The 15,825-nt window shown below is 44.4% G+C and carries 10 protein-coding genes; 9 read left to right on the top strand and 1 reads right to left on the bottom strand.

The window, feature by feature from the left end; all coding sequences use genetic code 11:
• The first annotated feature begins 553 nt into the window (after positions 1-553).
• The gene (locus tag BWI96_RS16885) at positions 554-3,475 is read left to right on the top strand and encodes a C25 family cysteine peptidase (protein WP_106637718.1); all 2,922 of its coding nucleotides are present in this window, start codon (positions 554-556) and stop codon (positions 3,473-3,475) included.
• A 188-nt stretch (positions 3,476-3,663) separates the two neighbouring features.
• Here the strand turns inward: BWI96_RS16885 and BWI96_RS16880 are convergent, their stop codons facing one another.
• The gene (locus tag BWI96_RS16880; protein WP_106637717.1) at positions 3,664-5,577 is read right to left on the bottom strand and encodes a S9 family peptidase; all 1,914 of its coding nucleotides are present in this window, start codon (positions 5,575-5,577) and stop codon (positions 3,664-3,666) included.
• 424 nt (positions 5,578-6,001) lie between these two features.
• Here BWI96_RS16880 and BWI96_RS22570 point away from each other — a divergent pair, with 424 nt between their 5' ends.
• From BWI96_RS22570 to BWI96_RS16850, 8 genes are all read left to right on the top strand, one after another.
• Positions 6,002-6,721 (top strand): TonB-dependent receptor plug domain-containing protein, encoded by a 720-nt coding sequence (locus tag BWI96_RS22570; protein WP_232793777.1) that lies wholly within the window; start codon positions 6,002-6,004, stop codon positions 6,719-6,721.
• 61 nt (positions 6,722-6,782) lie between these two features.
• On the top strand, positions 6,783-7,973 hold the full coding sequence (locus BWI96_RS22565; protein ID WP_232793776.1) for a hypothetical protein: 1,191 nt from the start codon (positions 6,783-6,785) through the stop codon (positions 7,971-7,973).
• Positions 7,974-7,981: 8 nt separating this feature from the next.
• Entirely contained in the window at positions 7,982-9,193 is a 1,212-nt protein-coding gene (locus tag BWI96_RS22560) for a TonB-dependent receptor domain-containing protein (RefSeq protein WP_232793775.1), read from the top strand.
• Between the two features lie 48 nt (positions 9,194-9,241).
• Complete coding sequence (locus tag BWI96_RS16870; RefSeq protein ID WP_106637716.1) at positions 9,242-10,963, top strand: RagB/SusD family nutrient uptake outer membrane protein; 1,722 nt, start codon at positions 9,242-9,244, stop codon at positions 10,961-10,963.
• Positions 10,964-11,082: 119 nt separating this feature from the next.
• Positions 11,083-12,078 (top strand): LacI family DNA-binding transcriptional regulator, encoded by a 996-nt coding sequence (locus BWI96_RS16865; RefSeq protein WP_106637715.1) that lies wholly within the window; start codon positions 11,083-11,085, stop codon positions 12,076-12,078.
• Between the two features lie 171 nt (positions 12,079-12,249).
• Positions 12,250-13,323 (top strand): mevalonate kinase, encoded by a 1,074-nt coding sequence (locus BWI96_RS16860; protein WP_106637714.1) that lies wholly within the window; start codon positions 12,250-12,252, stop codon positions 13,321-13,323.
• 29 nt (positions 13,324-13,352) lie between these two features.
• Positions 13,353-14,213 carry a sugar phosphate nucleotidyltransferase gene (locus BWI96_RS16855; RefSeq protein WP_106637713.1) on the top strand — a complete coding sequence of 287 codons (861 nt, stop codon included), beginning with the start codon at positions 13,353-13,355 and terminating at the stop codon, positions 14,211-14,213.
• A 10-nt stretch (positions 14,214-14,223) separates the two neighbouring features.
• Positions 14,224-15,570: a Gfo/Idh/MocA family protein gene (locus tag BWI96_RS16850; protein ID WP_106637712.1), complete on the top strand. Its 1,347-nt coding sequence runs from the start codon at positions 14,224-14,226 to the stop codon at positions 15,568-15,570.
• The last annotated feature ends 255 nt before the right edge of the window (positions 15,571-15,825 follow it).

Genomic DNA, 15,825 nt, shown 5'->3' with positions numbered 1-15,825 from the left:
CAAGCTAACTCACTGTATCTCTTTCACAATCAGGTTATCACCTACTAATGACTTTCCATACAGGAGTCCATTCCTACCGAAAAACTGAATTTCCTGCCTGATTAACTTATTCTTAACAAGTCGTTTGGAATTTTTCTATATTTTTAACCTATGATTATTCCCACCAGGAAAAGGTTGTTCTCTGGCCTTGTGGGTGGTCTTTAAGTTTGGAGTCGTTATGTTTTCACTTCTAATCAAAAATCATTTGACAATTTGAAAGTATTGCCTATCACTTTAAAGAACTTAAACAAAATAAACTTTTGAGCATAGATACTTATCTAAACTAAATCGATTTAGCTAACTTAACGGTCCTATTCGCTATCTTCTCTTGAGCATACTTAAGAAAAGGTAAAAACTTGATAATTAACGTCAATAACTGGCTAATTCCGTTACCTATCTTCCTGTTAATCCATTGATTTTAAATAATTTACTAAGCTTCCTACGTAATTTATCCCTGTACCCAACCACAACTCACGCACTACGCATCAGTAGCCCCATTTCTTTAGCCCTTGATATGAAAAAAATCTACTTTTTACTGCTCGTTCTTTCACTAGGCTGGACGACAAAATCCTTTTCCCAACAGTTTGGCAATGAATGGATTAATTACCAGCAAACGTATTTTAAAATTCCCGTCACTCAGAAAGGGATTTACCGGCTTACTTACACTGAATTGCAAAATGCTGGTTTTGATTTAAAAGCAAACCCTCAACAAATTCAGCTTTTTAGAAGAGGGGTTGAGCAGGCCATCACCGTAGTAGGAGAAGGAGATGGTACATTTGATACAGGTGATTACGTTGAATTCTTCGGGGTTGGTAACGATGGTTCCCGTGACGCGGAACTGTATGTACCTAAGGAATCCCACCACAACCCTTATGTGAGTTTGTTTACGGAAAACTCTTATTACTTCCTGACACTGACGGTCAATGGACAGAAGGGAAAGCGGATGAGTACTCCGACACCTCCCAGTAAAGGTACCCTGGCAGCAGAGCCTTATCACTGGGCGGAAAATGTCTCTCTCTTCACCTCTCATTATGACGTCGGGCCAGCCTATTCCAGTGCGTACACGCAGATGAATTTCGAACGGGGCATGACTTTAGCCAGCTACGGAGTCGGAAAAGGGTATATGGATTCCCCTATCAGTAATAATAACCGGAAAGCGTATAATCTACCTTTAGAGAATCCATACCAAGCCGAGGCAAATACGGTAAAACCTCGTCTGAGCATTTCGTTATTTACCGCCAACATTGGTAATCACGAGATTGAGGTTAGCATCCGCCCTTCCTCATCTGCCGCAGAAAATACCATCCTGACCTTTCCAACGACGACCGATTACCAAATCCTAAAAAATAGTGCTGAATTTGACTGGAGTTTTTTAACTAACTCGAGTTCACAGGCTGTTGTCTATTCAAAAGTTGGTTCTGCCAGTGTCATTTATTTTAAGTTTACCTATCCTCAACTTCTGAATTTATCCGGGGTTACTCAAGGAAAGGCAATCAATACCCGTACAAACGCCAGTGGTACGTCCCTTCTCCAATTCAGTAACGCCAACACCAATGATCAACTCTATGACGTTACCGATTTAAACAATATTCAGCGAATTCAATCTTCTTTCACTTCGAACACGTTAGAAGCCGTAGTAAGCAACACCCAGCAAGCTCGCAATTTTTGGGTCAATCGATCATCAGGCTCGGTCTCTAAAATTGAGAAGATCAATTTCATGCCTATTGATCCTTCGCAGGTTAATTACCTGATTGTAACGAATAAAGTGCTCCGCCAGGCTGCTGGTGGATCTTCGGATATCGTACAAGCCTATGCCGACTACCGGGCTTCCGTAGCAGGCGGAGGTTATAAGCCTCTGGTGGTAGATATGGACCTACTGTCGAATCAATTTAACTATGGAGAACGTAGTGGTTTGTCCATTCGAAATTTCGCGGGGTACATGCTAAAAAACGGTTCTCCAAAGCACCTGTTTCTGATTGGTCGAGGGATTTTTCCGCAGTACTTCCGTTTCGGCTTGGATGAGCAAGGGATGGCAGACAATAGTTTAGTACCAACAGGGGGATGGCCGGGTTCCGACTGGCTATTAGTCAATGGTTTAAATGGCGAACCCGCCAACGTACCCGCTATTGCTGTAGGCCGATTAAATGTTACGAAGCCTGATGAAATTGCCTCTTATTTAAGTAAAATCAAAGAGTACGAACTTAGTAAGAATCAACCCTGGAGAAAGAAGTTTTTATACCTGAGTGGTGGACATACGGATTACGAAAGAAGCAGTTTTACGGGATATGCCACCGATTTTAAGAATATTGTTGAAAATGCTCCTCTACAGGGAACAGGTAAAATCATCTCAAAAACGACTAATCAAAACGTTGAAACGATCGACGTATCGCCAGATGTAAACGATGGTACCAGTATGATTACCTTTTTTGGCCACGCTTCTACGAACTACACCGATATTAATATTGGGCTAGCTTCCCAAAGCTCTTATACCAATAAAGGGAAGTACCCCATCATATTTGTTAATGGGTGTGAGGCAGGAAATATCTTTTACTACAACGCCCCGGAAACTGTAGGTAGCAATTGGGTAAACACGCCTGATCGAGGAGCCATCGTCCATCTAGCTTCTTCGTTTTTGGGCTGGCCTTTCTATCTGAAAGATTACTCTAATACTCTTTTCACAAAACTTACTGACTCGGAAGGATTAGACAAAACCTTTGGAACAAATCTGGTAAGAGCAATAAAAGCGTTCGTAACCGCAAGACCTAACGATGCCATGACAGTAGGTCATGCCCAGGAATTTGTCCTTCAGGGCGACCCGGCTATTGTAGCCTACTCCACTAGCAGTTCCCTGCCCGTTAGTCTGATTTACTTCAAAGGCCAGGTAGAATCCAGTGCTGGTAAAAAACTTACCGATATGGAGGCTCATGCTATTCCTGAAAACATAGGAGTACTCACCTGGGAAGTAGCACAGGAGAAAAATATTTTGGGCTATACCGTTGAAAAAAGCCTAGATGGCAAAAACTGGGCAAGCATTGGATTTGCTGCTTCTAAAAACGTTCCTTCGGGTATTTACACCTTCTATGATACTAAACTTCAAGTAGGTACGGCTTACTATCGTCTAAAAATCAATGAAGCTTCAGAACCAGATCATTACAGTAGAATCATTGCACTAAGCCTGGCTCCAACCTACGGTTTAGTAGCCTACCCGAACCCTGCTAGTACGGATATTACCATCAGCGTAAAAGAAAACATCGATACTAAAGCCCATTCTATACAAGCCGTATTGCTCCACATTACCGGGCAGACCGTATGGAAAGGGGAAATTCGCAACGGCAAAGCCCTTATCCCTGTGCAGGGACTAACCAGGGGTGTCTATACGTTACAAGTGAACGATGGCGTCAGTGTCCAACAGCAAAAGATTTTGGTTACTCCGTAAGAGGTACCTATACTAAGATTACGTTAATACTACCTGACGTACAGTTCAGAACACATGTCTTGGACTGTACGTCTTTTTATTTCACTACTCGTATACAAATGCATACGGTTACACTACCTAAGGACTAATTTTTACGCCTCTACCAATAAAAGAGAGAGGCCTGAACCAGACCTCTCTCTTTGGCTAACTTACTTCAGCGTCTCTTCTAACCACTGATAGAACTCCCGCTGCCAAACAATGGCATTTTGGGGACTCAGTACCCAATGGTTTTCGTCGGGTAAGTATAACAGCTTACTTTTGATGCCACGTAACTGAGCTGCCTGAAAAGCCTGCAAACCCTGCTCGATGGGAACCCGGTAATCTTTTCCACCCTGAATAATGAAAATGGGTGTATCCCACTTATCTACAAAGTTGCTGGGCGACTGGCTAAACGAACGTTGAGCTACTGCGTTTTTCTTATCCCAGTACGGACCACCTTTTTCCCAGTTTTCAAAGAATAATTCATCGGTGGTACCGTACATGCTGCGAAAATCATAGATGCCATCATGAGCAATGAACGACTTGAATCGCTTGTTGTGCATACCCGCCAGAGCAAAGGCCGAATACCCACCAAAACTCGCTCCAACGCAGGCACGACGATTTTTATCCACAAAGGATTCTTTCGAAACTTCATCGATGGCACTCAAATAATCCTTGAGCACCTGACCGCCCCAGTCTTTACTTACCTGCTCATTCCATTGTGTACCGTGACCGGGCATGCCGCGACGATTAGGGGCCACAATTACGTAACCCTGCGAGGCCATTAGCTGAAAATTCCAACGGAAAGAATACGATTGCGTCAGCGGTGACTGTGGTCCGCCCTGACAGTACAACAACGTAGGGTATTGTTTAGATGGGTCAAACTGAGGGGGATATATCACCCATACCAACATTTTCTTTTTATCCGTTGTCGTAATCCAGCGGCGTTCGGTTTTGCAGGTTTCCAGTGATGACATAGCCGCATCGTTTACATGCGTCAGCGTTTGGATGGTTCCCTTCGTTAGATCAATGGAAACTAACTCCGCTGGATGGTTCATATCCGTTCTACTGGCAATGAGTTGATTTCCAACCTGACCAACGATCCCACTTATGTCAAAATCTCCTTTGGTTACCTGAGTAATCAAAGGGTTCATTTTGGTAAGTCCGGGATAGGTCACCTTGAAAATCTGAAGCGTGCCATCTATGGGAGCCCAGAAAAACAGAGCCGTTCCGTCTTCACTCCACTTGAAACCTTCCACATGAATATCGTCCCGCTGAGCGGTAAGGTTGATTGTAGAAACGCCATTAGATACGACAATATCCTGTTTATCAGCTTCGTACCCATCACGTTTCATTTGCAGCCAGGCAAGCTGTCCTTTATTGTTGTACTCAGGACTTACATCATAGCCCTTATTTTCGGGCGTCAGATTTCTCGTCGTTCCGGTGGTCAGATCGTACTCGTATAAATCGGTATTCGTACTTACGGCATAATCCGTTCCAAATTTCTTTTTTGTTACGTAGACCACTCGCTTGCCGTCAGGATTCCAGATGAAATCCTCATCACCACCGAAAGGTTTTTGCGGACAATCATGGGGTTCACCGGGCATAATATCTTTGGCTTCGCCAGCTTTCCCATTTACTAAAGGAGCCACAAAAATGTGATCAAAAGAGCCATCCTCCCAGGTATCCCAGTGGCGATAATTTAAAGACGTAAAGACGTAAGCGTCTGATTTGGGTAAGTCCTTATACTTGTCGGAACCCTTAATGTCAAGCACTTTTACTTCTTTGGTACTCAAAATATGCTTACCATCTGGAGAAATTTTAGGGTTAGCCAACAGGCCTTCCGTCGTAGAAATTTCCTGAGCTTCCCCGCCTGAAAGAGCTACTTTATAGAGTTTTCGGCTACTCTTATTAGTCTCCAGTTGAGGTGTACTCACCGCATACACCACAAACTTTTTGTCTTTCGAAATACCTAAGCCCGTCACCCGACCCATTTTCCAGAGTAACTCAGGAGTCAGCCGATTTTGTGCCTGCGTTGCCAGTGACACCAGAAGCATGCCACCCAATAGCCAACGATTTTTCATACGCTTATCAAAAAATTGAGTTAAAAACTTGCAGCAAAGGTAAGCTCCCCCGTGGTTAATCCGGCTTTCTCAGTGGCAGTCTTGCCCTCAACAATTCTTCTCCATTCATAATTTTTTTGAGATTTTTTAAAATATTTTTAATAACTATTAAAACGAAATAAAATTTTGGCTAACCCATCGCGAGGCTTACTCCTATACATATAGTTCAAAATATTATAGATATATTTATATATAAAATCCTTTTTTATTTGGTTCTCTTCGCTGAGATTTTCCTCAAAAACACCGTCTCAATTCTACTCGTACGTCTCTAAAATTTGACAATACGTAGAATAATTTATAATAATTGCAGACAAATTACCGCCGCGAGCAATATATCCTCAGTTATTAATCTATTACTCTCTCTATGAAAAAACGACTACTTTTTATGTGTACGATCCTATTCTGGATGGTACAAATGGTTCATGCTCAAGATCGTCGGATAAGCGGCAAAGTCAGTGCCATCGACGGACAATCGGTGCCGGGGGTAAGCGTACAGCTTAAAGGCACAACGCGAGGGGCAAATACCGACAATAATGGAAATTTTACCATTGCCGTGAATAGTAACTCCGACGTGCTGGTGTTTACTGCAGTCGGATACCGATCTCAGGAAATCATCGTCGGCAATCAGACCATCATTAATGCAACGCTGGTGGAAGAAAGCCGTGCTCTCGATGAAGTTGTCGTAACGGGTTATGGCTCCCAACGGAAAAAGGACATTACTGGAGCCGTAACGGTTGTGAAAGGTGCGGACCTGACCGCTTTACCAACCGCTAACTTAACCCAGGCTTTGCAGGGTCGGGCCGCTGGGGTAACCGTCGGTACGGATAACTCGCCCGGTGGTGGAACGATGGTTCGTATACGTGGATTTGGTACGATCAATAATAACTCTCCCCTTTACATTGTCGATGGCGTTCCAACGCAGGGTACGCTCAATAACATTAACCCAAATGATATTGAAAGTCTTCAGGTTCTGAAAGATGCTTCGGCGGCTTCTATCTACGGAGCCCGGGCCGCAAACGGGGTAGTAATCATCACCACTAAAAAGGGAAACCCGGAGAGCCCAAGCTTACCTTTGATACCTACGTGGGCATTCACGTCCGGGTAAATTCCTGAACCTGCTGAATTCTCAGGAGCTGGGTCAGCAAATCTGGGCTTCGGCTAAAAATGTGGGGGTTACGCCTAGCCACGGCCAGTATGGTAGCGGAGCCAACCCTGTAATTCCAGATTACATCTACCCTTCAGGGGCCTTTGAAGGCGATCCTCGCGTGGCCCAGGATGGGAATGGCAACTACATTTATTATACCCACGATTTACGAGACCCTGAATTGGGTAAAACCAAATTCATGATTACAAAAGCCAGCAAAAATGGTACGGACTGGCAACGGGAAATCTTCAATCCTGCCCTGATCCAGAACTACCAGTTAGGAGCCAGTGGTGGTACGGATAAGGGTGCTTACGCGATTTCTTTCAATTATTTCAATCAGAAAGGAATCATGAAATACACTAATTACAAACGCTATTCAATGCGGGCGAACACCGAATTCAAGCTCAAAAATCGGATTCGGGTGGGTGAAAACCTGACGGTTTCGTACGATGAACGCGTGGGTATCACTAATAACGATGAATCGAACCCCATTGCTTTCGCCGTTCGGATGAATCCGTTGATTCCGGTTTATGACGTAGCCGGAAACTTCGCCGGGGCTAAAGGTGCGAACTTAGGTAATGCCCGTAACCCAGTAGCAGAACTGTACCGGAATAAAGACAACGTAACCAAAGGCGTTCACTTGTTTGGTAATGCGTTTGCGGATATTGATCTTTTGAAAGGATTAACGTTCCGTACCAGTCTGGGGATTGAATACAACCTCTATAACTTCGCTCCCTTTACCCCACTCGATCCCGAGTCTCCCGAAGCTCGTAACACGAATAACCTTCGCGTAGAAAACCGTTACGATAACTCCTGGACCTGGTATAACACCCTGACTTATAACAAAACTTTTGGCGATCACAGCATTAACGTACTGGCGGGTACCGAAGCCATTGCTACGTATGATTACATTTTTGATGCCACCCGTAGTAACTACGCTTTCGAAGATCCTGATTATCTGTACCTGAATGCAGGTAGCCCGCTGGGTCTGCAAAACAGTGGTCGTGGAGCCAACCGATCTCGGCTATTTTCTTTATTTGGTAAAGTGAACTACTCCTATAAAGATATTTTCCTGGCCGATTTTACCCTGCGTCGTGATGGTTCTTCCCGCTTCAGTGCTGCAAACCGTTATGCCGTATTCCCCGCCGCCAGCGTTGGTTTACGTTTGTCCGAGCTGGCTGCATTAAAAGAGGTAGGCTCCTGTCGGATTTAAAACTTCGGGTGGGTTGGGGAAGCACGGGTAACCAGAACATTCCCAACATTTACAACGCCTATACCCTGTATGAATCACGACCTGTTGAAAACCACTATGACATCAACGGAGCCAAAACTTCCATCGTTCCTGGTTTTGACCTAGTTCAATTCGGTAATGACCGGGGTAAATGGGAAACCACCACTTCGACTAACGTAGGTTTCGATGCCAGTTTATTTAACAATAAGTTACAGTTCGTTTTTGACTGGTACATTAAGAAAACCAAGGATATGCTGAGCCAGATCGACGTACCTTACACCTTAGGTCAGGCTACGATTCCTTACACCAACATTGGTGATATGCAGAATAAGGGCGTTGACCTTTCGCTTAACTACATGGGCCGGGCTCTGGATGGTAAAGTACGTTTCACGGTTGGTGCAAACTTCTCAACCTATCGAAACAAAGTACTGAAAATTAACGATGACCCTTCGTCAATCAAGTTTGGTTTCAGTACGCGTCTGCCCGCGATGAGTGCCACGAAGGTAGGCGAGCCGATCTCTTCCTTCTATGGCTACGTAATCGATGGCATTTTCCAAACCGACGAACAGGCTAAGAATGCCCCTCCAGCTTTCGGAACCTATAACCGGGCCGGTTCATTCATCTTCCGGGATGTGAATGGAGATGGTGTGATTACTTCTGCTGACCGTACCTTCATTGGTAACCCCCACCCTGACTTTACGTATGGTCTTAACGTTAGCGTTGGTTACAAAAACTTTGATCTGACCTTATTTGGACAGGGCGTACAGGGTAATGACCTCTTTAACTACATGCGTTACTGGACTGATTTCAACACTTTCCAGGGTAACCGTAGCAAACGAATGCTGTATGATTCATGGGTTCCTGGTAAAACGGACGCGTTACTTCCCCAACTGCGTTCTACCGATGCTACCAGTGCTCAGGTATCTACTTACTTCGTAGAAAAAGGCTCTTATTTCCGCCTGAAAAACATTCAACTGTCGTACACCATTCCTTCGGTTCTTCAGAAAAATCTGGGTTTAGGTACGTCACAGATTTATGTTCAGGGACAAAACCTGTTCACAATTACCAAATACACCGGACTTGATCCTGAAGTAAACTTGCGTCGTTCAGGGGAAAATGGGCAGGATACCCACTTGGGTGTGGATGAGGGAGCATACCCCGTATCTCGTAACCTGATTGTGGGTTTACGCCTGAGTTTCTAATTCTCAATTATTGGATTAAAGTAAAACGAATTCTACTTAGACATTCCTATGAAAAAAAATATAATCGCGGTTTCTCTGGTAATGGCGGGACTTCTTTCCTCCTGCGGGGATTCCTTCCTTGATGTGAAACCTCAGGGGGTAGCATTGGTGACGCAATTGAATAACAAAAGTGGAGTGAATGCCAGCTTAATTGGAGCCTATTCTTTACTGGACGGAATTGGTTCAGGAGGTACCAACTGGCACGGAGCGGTTTCGAACTGGGTATACGGTGGCGTTGCTTCCGATGACTGCTACAAAGGTTCAGATGCCAGCGATCAGCCCGAAATCACCGGGATCGAACGCTATGAAGTGCAGCCCGCTTTCGTGCATATGCGGGGGAAGTGGCGAGTGGTTTACGATGGCGTTTCCCGTTGCAATGAAGTTATTCAATTGGTAGCCAAAACGACCGACATGACTGACGCTGAGAAAACCCAGGTAATCGCCGAAGCCCGTTTCCTGAGAGGCCATTACCATTTCGAAGCCAAGAAAATGTGGAATATGGTGCCTTACATTGATGAAAAAATCTACAATCCATCAGATCCTACCTCAGTGAAGGTGCCTAATGATAAAAACATCTGGTCTAACATTGAAGATGACTTCAAGTATGCGATGGATAACCTACCTGAGACGCAATCGCAAAAGGGAAGATGTACCAAATATGCAGCAATGGCTTACCTGGCGAAAGCTTATCTTTTCGAAGGAAAGTATTCTACGGCCAAGCCCCTGCTGGAAAGCATCGTGGCCAGTGGTAAGTATCGCCTGGTGGATTACCATGATAACTACAAAGCAGCAACGAATAACAATGCAGAATCTATTTTTGAAGTACAGTTCTCAGTGAATGATGGTACCAACGGTAATAATGGTAATGCAGGAGATGAGTTAAACTGGCCCTATTTTTCGGGGGCTCCCGGCGGGGGTTGCTGCGGTTTTTACTTGCCTTCATTGAACCTGGTGAATGCATTTAAAACGGATGGAAACGGATTACCCATGCTGGATACTTTCAATGATACCGATTTAAAAAGCGATCAGGGTTTAAAGATTACGGATTCTTTCACGCCAGATACGGCTCCGCTTGATCCACGACTGGATTGGACCGTAGGTCGCCGGGGCATTCCATTCCTGGACTGGGGTCCTATGCCGGGTGTTACCTGGATTCGTGATCAGACTTATTCAGGACCTTATACGGGTAAAAAATGGATGTATTATAAAGCCGAAGAAGGAACCAATACTCACTCTACTAACAAACGCCGGGTTGCCAACAATTACCGCATGATCAAGTATTCACACGTGTTACTCTGGCTGGCTGAATGTGAAGTAGAAGCGGGTAACCTGACGAAAGCTCAGGATTACGTGAACCAGATTCGGAAGAGAGCGAAAAACAGTACTTACGTAACGACCTCCGATGGGAAACCAGCCGCCAATTATGTGGTGAATGAATATCCTAGCGGTTCATCTGCCTTTGCCAATCAGACTGCGGCTCGTAAAGCCGTTCGTTTCGAACAGCGTCTGGAATTTGCAATGGAAGGCCACCGATTTTTTGATCTGGTTCGCTGGGGTATTGCCGATCAAACGTTGAATACCTATCTGCAAGCAGAAAGTAAAAAACGGACCTATCTCAATGGGGCCAGTTTTACAAAAGGAAAACATGAGTATTTCCCCCTTCCGGTTGATGAAATCAATAACAGCTATGTAAATGGTGCCCCGACTCTAAAACAGAATCCGGGATATTAATTAATCAACCCTTACCGAAGCGAGCCCCGTTCAGATCTGGACGGGGTTTCTTTTTATAGTTCATTCCGCTTTTTCTGAGTATCTTGAATACTTTAGCGTATTCATTTAGCACTGGATTTATGAGCGTCTCGATTAAAGAAATAGCCCGTCGGTTAAAAATTTCTCCTTCTACTGTATCGAGAGCTTTGCAGAACCACCCCCGCATTGGCTTACGTACGAGGGAGCGGGTGCAGGAATTAGCTCAGGAACTTAATTATATTCCCAGCACGACCGCACGAAACCTGCGAAGTGGGAAAACCTTTATGCTGGGCGTAGTAGTACCCGAAATTCAGGAAAATTTCTTCTCTAAAGTTATTAACGGTATTGAAGAGTTAGCTTTCCAGAAAGGATATACCGTTGCTCTTTATCAGTCACACGATCAATACGAACGCGAAAAGCAGGTGCTGGAAGTATTATCCCATCAGCTAGTAGACGGTATCATTTTATCCGTTGCGAAGGAAAGCCGACAATTTGATCACGTTCAGAAATTAATTAATCACCACATTCCGCTGGTTCTTTTCGACCGTATTCCACCTTCCATTACTACCCATCAGGTTAGTTGTGACATGGAAGCCGGAGCTTACGAAGCTACTTCCTTTTTAATCAAAAAAGGCTTCAGGCGAATCGCCTTACTCAACGGTCCTTCGGCACTGGTGGCTAGTCAGGAACGGTACCAGGGTTACCTCCGGGCGTTACAGGAGGCAGACATCCCTTTGCAGCAAAACTTTATTCAATCCACCAATTTAAGCTCGGAAGAAACCCGTCAACAAATGCAGGCCTTACTGGAGTTGCCCAATCGACCTGACTCTGTTTTAACCTTCAATGATTATGTGGCTCTGGATGCGATGGGTGTTTGTCGTAGTAAAGGGTTACAGCTTAATAAGGATATTTCCTTTGTTAGCTTTGCTAACCTTCCCATGAATGCTTACCTTGAACACCCTCCATTAGCATCTCTGGAGCAACACCCCTATCAGATGGGGTTCCAGGCCACGCAAATTTTGCTGGATGCCATCTCCGGTACAAAAACCGAATTTGAAAAGGTTGTTCTTCAGCCGGATCTTATTACGCTTTCCTAATCCATTCTTTTTTTATATCTGTTGAAAATTTGTGCATTCGTTTGTTCAGTTCTGTGCAAACGAATGTGCAATTCAATAGGCCTGAAATTACCCGTTTCAGGCAAGGCTTCACTGATAATTGTTCTGTTTTCTAGCGTATTTTAGTCCAGAGTTTCTCTTGAACCATCACTTATGTCTAACACTCTAACCGTTTCTGCCCCGGGCCGAATTTGTCTCTTTGGCGAACACCAGGATTACCTGGGTTTGCCCGTCATTGCAGCGGCTATATCCCTGCGACTACGAATCACGGGTACGCCACGGGAGGATCGAAAAATTCATATTGATTTACCCGATATTGATCAGAACGAATCGTTCTACCTTCAACCAGAAATTCCTTACGAAAATGAAAGGGATTATTACAAAAGTGTCCTGAATGCCTGGCATCGAAAGGGTGCCTCCCTGAAGAGCGGCTTTGACCTAAGTTTGACGAGCTCGATTCCTATTAATGCCGGAACATCCAGTTCGTCGGCCCTGGTCGTTGCCTGGTCTTATTTTCTTGCTCAGTTCGCCCCTCAGGGAACACCCCTACTGGATTTAGCGGATTTAGCGTATAAAGCGGAAGTCGAAGAATTTGGAGAACCCGGTGGTCGGATGGATCAAACTTCTATCACGTTTGGAAATGTCATTTATCTGGAATCGCAGCCAGCTCCGTACGTCGAAACGCTTCCCCCCATTTCAGGAACATTCGTCTTGGGTGACTCCCAACAAGCCAAAGACACGCTTGGTGTTCTCAAGCACGTCAAGTATGGAATGCTGGATGCTATCAAAAAGATCAAAGCTTCCGATCCATCTTTCTCTCTACATACCTATTCAGCAGCACAGGCTGAGCAGTATAAATCATTGCTTACTTCGGATGAATACACTCTTTTAAAAGGCAACCTTTCAGACCGCGACATTTTACGGGAAGCGAAACGTCTGCTCCAATCTTCCGACCCGGATCCGGTAACATTCGGAGAACTTTTAAATGCCCATCAATTCAATCTGCGGGAAGCGAAACGCATTTCTACGCCCAAAATCAATCGCATGATTGATTATGCATTGGAAGCTGGAGCCCTGGGAGCTAAAATCAATGGCTCGGGCGGCGGTGGATGCATGTTTGCCTACGCTCCCGAAAAGCCTGAAGTGGTAGCCGAAGCCATCGAAAGGGCAGGGGGAAAAAGCTACATCATAACGATTGACGAAGGCGTTCGCCTGGAAAATAACTAGTTCAACTGATTTACTTCTTACGTAAACCAATGAATAAACGATTACTAATTCTTGCAGGAGGCATGTCGTCCCGCATGAAAAAAGCCGCCGAGAATATCCAATTGGATCAGCAACTCATTCAGCAGGCTGATACTTTAACGAAAGGTATGATTCAGGTTGGTTCGGCGGGTCAATCACTTATTGATTATCAACTAAAAAATGCTCAGGATGCCGGTTTTAATGAAGTGCTTTTACTACTTCATCCCGAAGATGCACTGACGCAAGAGTATTACGAGTCGGCAGCTACCCAACAAAAATATGCAGGGTTATCTTTTCGCTACGCCCGCCAGTTCATTCCCGCAGATCGCCAAAAGCCAGCCGGAACAGCCGATGCCGTATTACAAGCTTTGCAACAAACGCCAGACTGGCAAATCGGACGGCTGGTCATCTGTAACAGCGATAACCTGTATTCCATAGAGGCATTAAACGTATTATGGAACAGTGAAAAGCCGAATGCATTGATCAGCTACGATCGAGAAGCTTTACGCTTTGCACCGGAAAGAATCCAGGCTTTCGCGGTCATCCGAAATGATGAAGAAGGGAACTTAATTGATATTCATGAAAAACCCAGTAAGGAAGAAATTGATAGTATTCTTGAAAAAACTGGGCGGGTAGGTGTAAGTATGAATCTCTTTGTAGTGGAAGCCGAAAAAATTCTTCCCTGCCTGGAAACCACTCCTTACCATGCAACGCGTAATGAGAAAGAGTTACCCACGGCAATTAATAAGTTGGCTACGATAGAAAAAGTGGCCGTGTTCCCTCTATCCGAAAACGTTCCTGACCTTACCAATAAACAGGATATTCTGACGGTTCAGAATTATCTCAAGGCTCATTATTCATCACTTAACTAACCTCCATCGTATGGAAAACCGTAGAACCTTTATTAAAAACATATCATTGACAGCCGCAGGCATGGCTCTATCTCCAGCTATTCTCAAAGGAGCGGTAAATGATCAGAAAGTACGTTTAGGATTTATTGGTGTTGGTTTAAGAGGAAGGGAACACGTTAAGAATGCCATTCTTTTCCCACAGGTTGAAATCAATGCCATTTGTGACATTGACCCTGCTACGATTGAAATAACCCAGAAAATGCTGCGAAATGCGGGACGAAAAGAAGCAGTAGTGTATGGCAAAAATGACCATGACTTTGAAAACATGGTCAAGCGGGATGATCTGGATGGAATTATTATTGCTACTCCATGGGAATGGCACGTACCCATGGCGGTATCAGTGATGAAAGGTGGTAAATATGCAGGAGTAGAAGTTTCGGCTACCGTTACCCTTCAGGAATCCTGGGATCTGGTCAACACCTTCGAGAAGACGGGTTCACACTGCATGATTCTTGAAAACGTTTGTTACCGAAGAGATGTGATGGCAGCTTTGAACATGGTCAGACAAGGCTTGTTTGGAGAATTAACTCATTTGGAATGCGGCTACGAGCACGATTTAAGAGAAGTAAAATTTAATGATGGGAAAAAAGCGTATGGAGGAGGTGTTGAATTCGGGGCGAAAGGATTTTCAGAGGCAAAATGGAGAACCCAGCATTCTATTGATCGCAATGGAGACATTTATCCTACCCATGGATTGGGGCCGGTTGCTCAAATGATCAATATTAATACTGGTAACCAATTTCAGTATTTAGTATCCATGGCAACCAAACCACTAGGACTTCATAAATACATAGTAGACAATGGCGGAGAAAACCATCCAAACGCGAAAGTGAAATTCAAGTTAGGAGATCAGGTACAAACCATGATTAAGTGTGTCAATGGAGAAACTATCTTAGTTACCCATGATACGAATAGCCCCAGACCCTACTCATTAGGATTCAAAGTTCAGGGTACGAATGGTTTATGGATGGACGAAGGAGATCAGATTTATATTGAGAAGAAAAGTCCTAAACCCCACCAATGGGAAAAAGATACGGACTATATGAAACAATATGATCACCCCTTATGGAAGAAACTGGAAAGCAATGCTCAGGGAGCTGGACACGGAGGCATGGACTATTTTGTAATCAGAGAATTCATCACTTCCATTCAGGAAAAACGCAGCCCAGCCATAGATGTATACGATGCGGCAGCTTGGTCAGCTATCAGTCCTCTATCTGAAGAGTCCATAAAAAAAGGCTCTGCCCCCATTCAAATTCCAGATTTCACCCGAGGGAAATGGAAAAATCGAAAATCTACATTCGGTATAGAAGCTTAATAACAAAAGGCCTGCAAAAAATGCAGGCCTTTTGTTTGAATCAAGTATTTCTAAAGCCTATTGGTAATAAGACTGGTATTTCGCAAGCAGTAAGTATGGGCATTACGCTGCAGTGAACAGTTATAGGATAGAAGAATCTAGTCTAGGAGTAAAAGTAAAAACGACTCCTGCATCCCGGCAGGAGTCGTTAGAATATAAGGGGGAGGCGATTACCTACTTTCCCGGGGGTAAACCCAGTATCATCGGCGGAGCGGG

It is taken from the genome of Siphonobacter sp. SORGH_AS_0500, assembly GCF_002838835.1.
In the GTDB taxonomy this organism is placed as follows: domain Bacteria; phylum Bacteroidota; class Bacteroidia; order Cytophagales; family Spirosomataceae; genus Siphonobacter.
The sequence above is the reverse complement of the archived record's forward strand: the minus strand, read 5'-3'. Positions and strand labels throughout refer to the sequence as shown.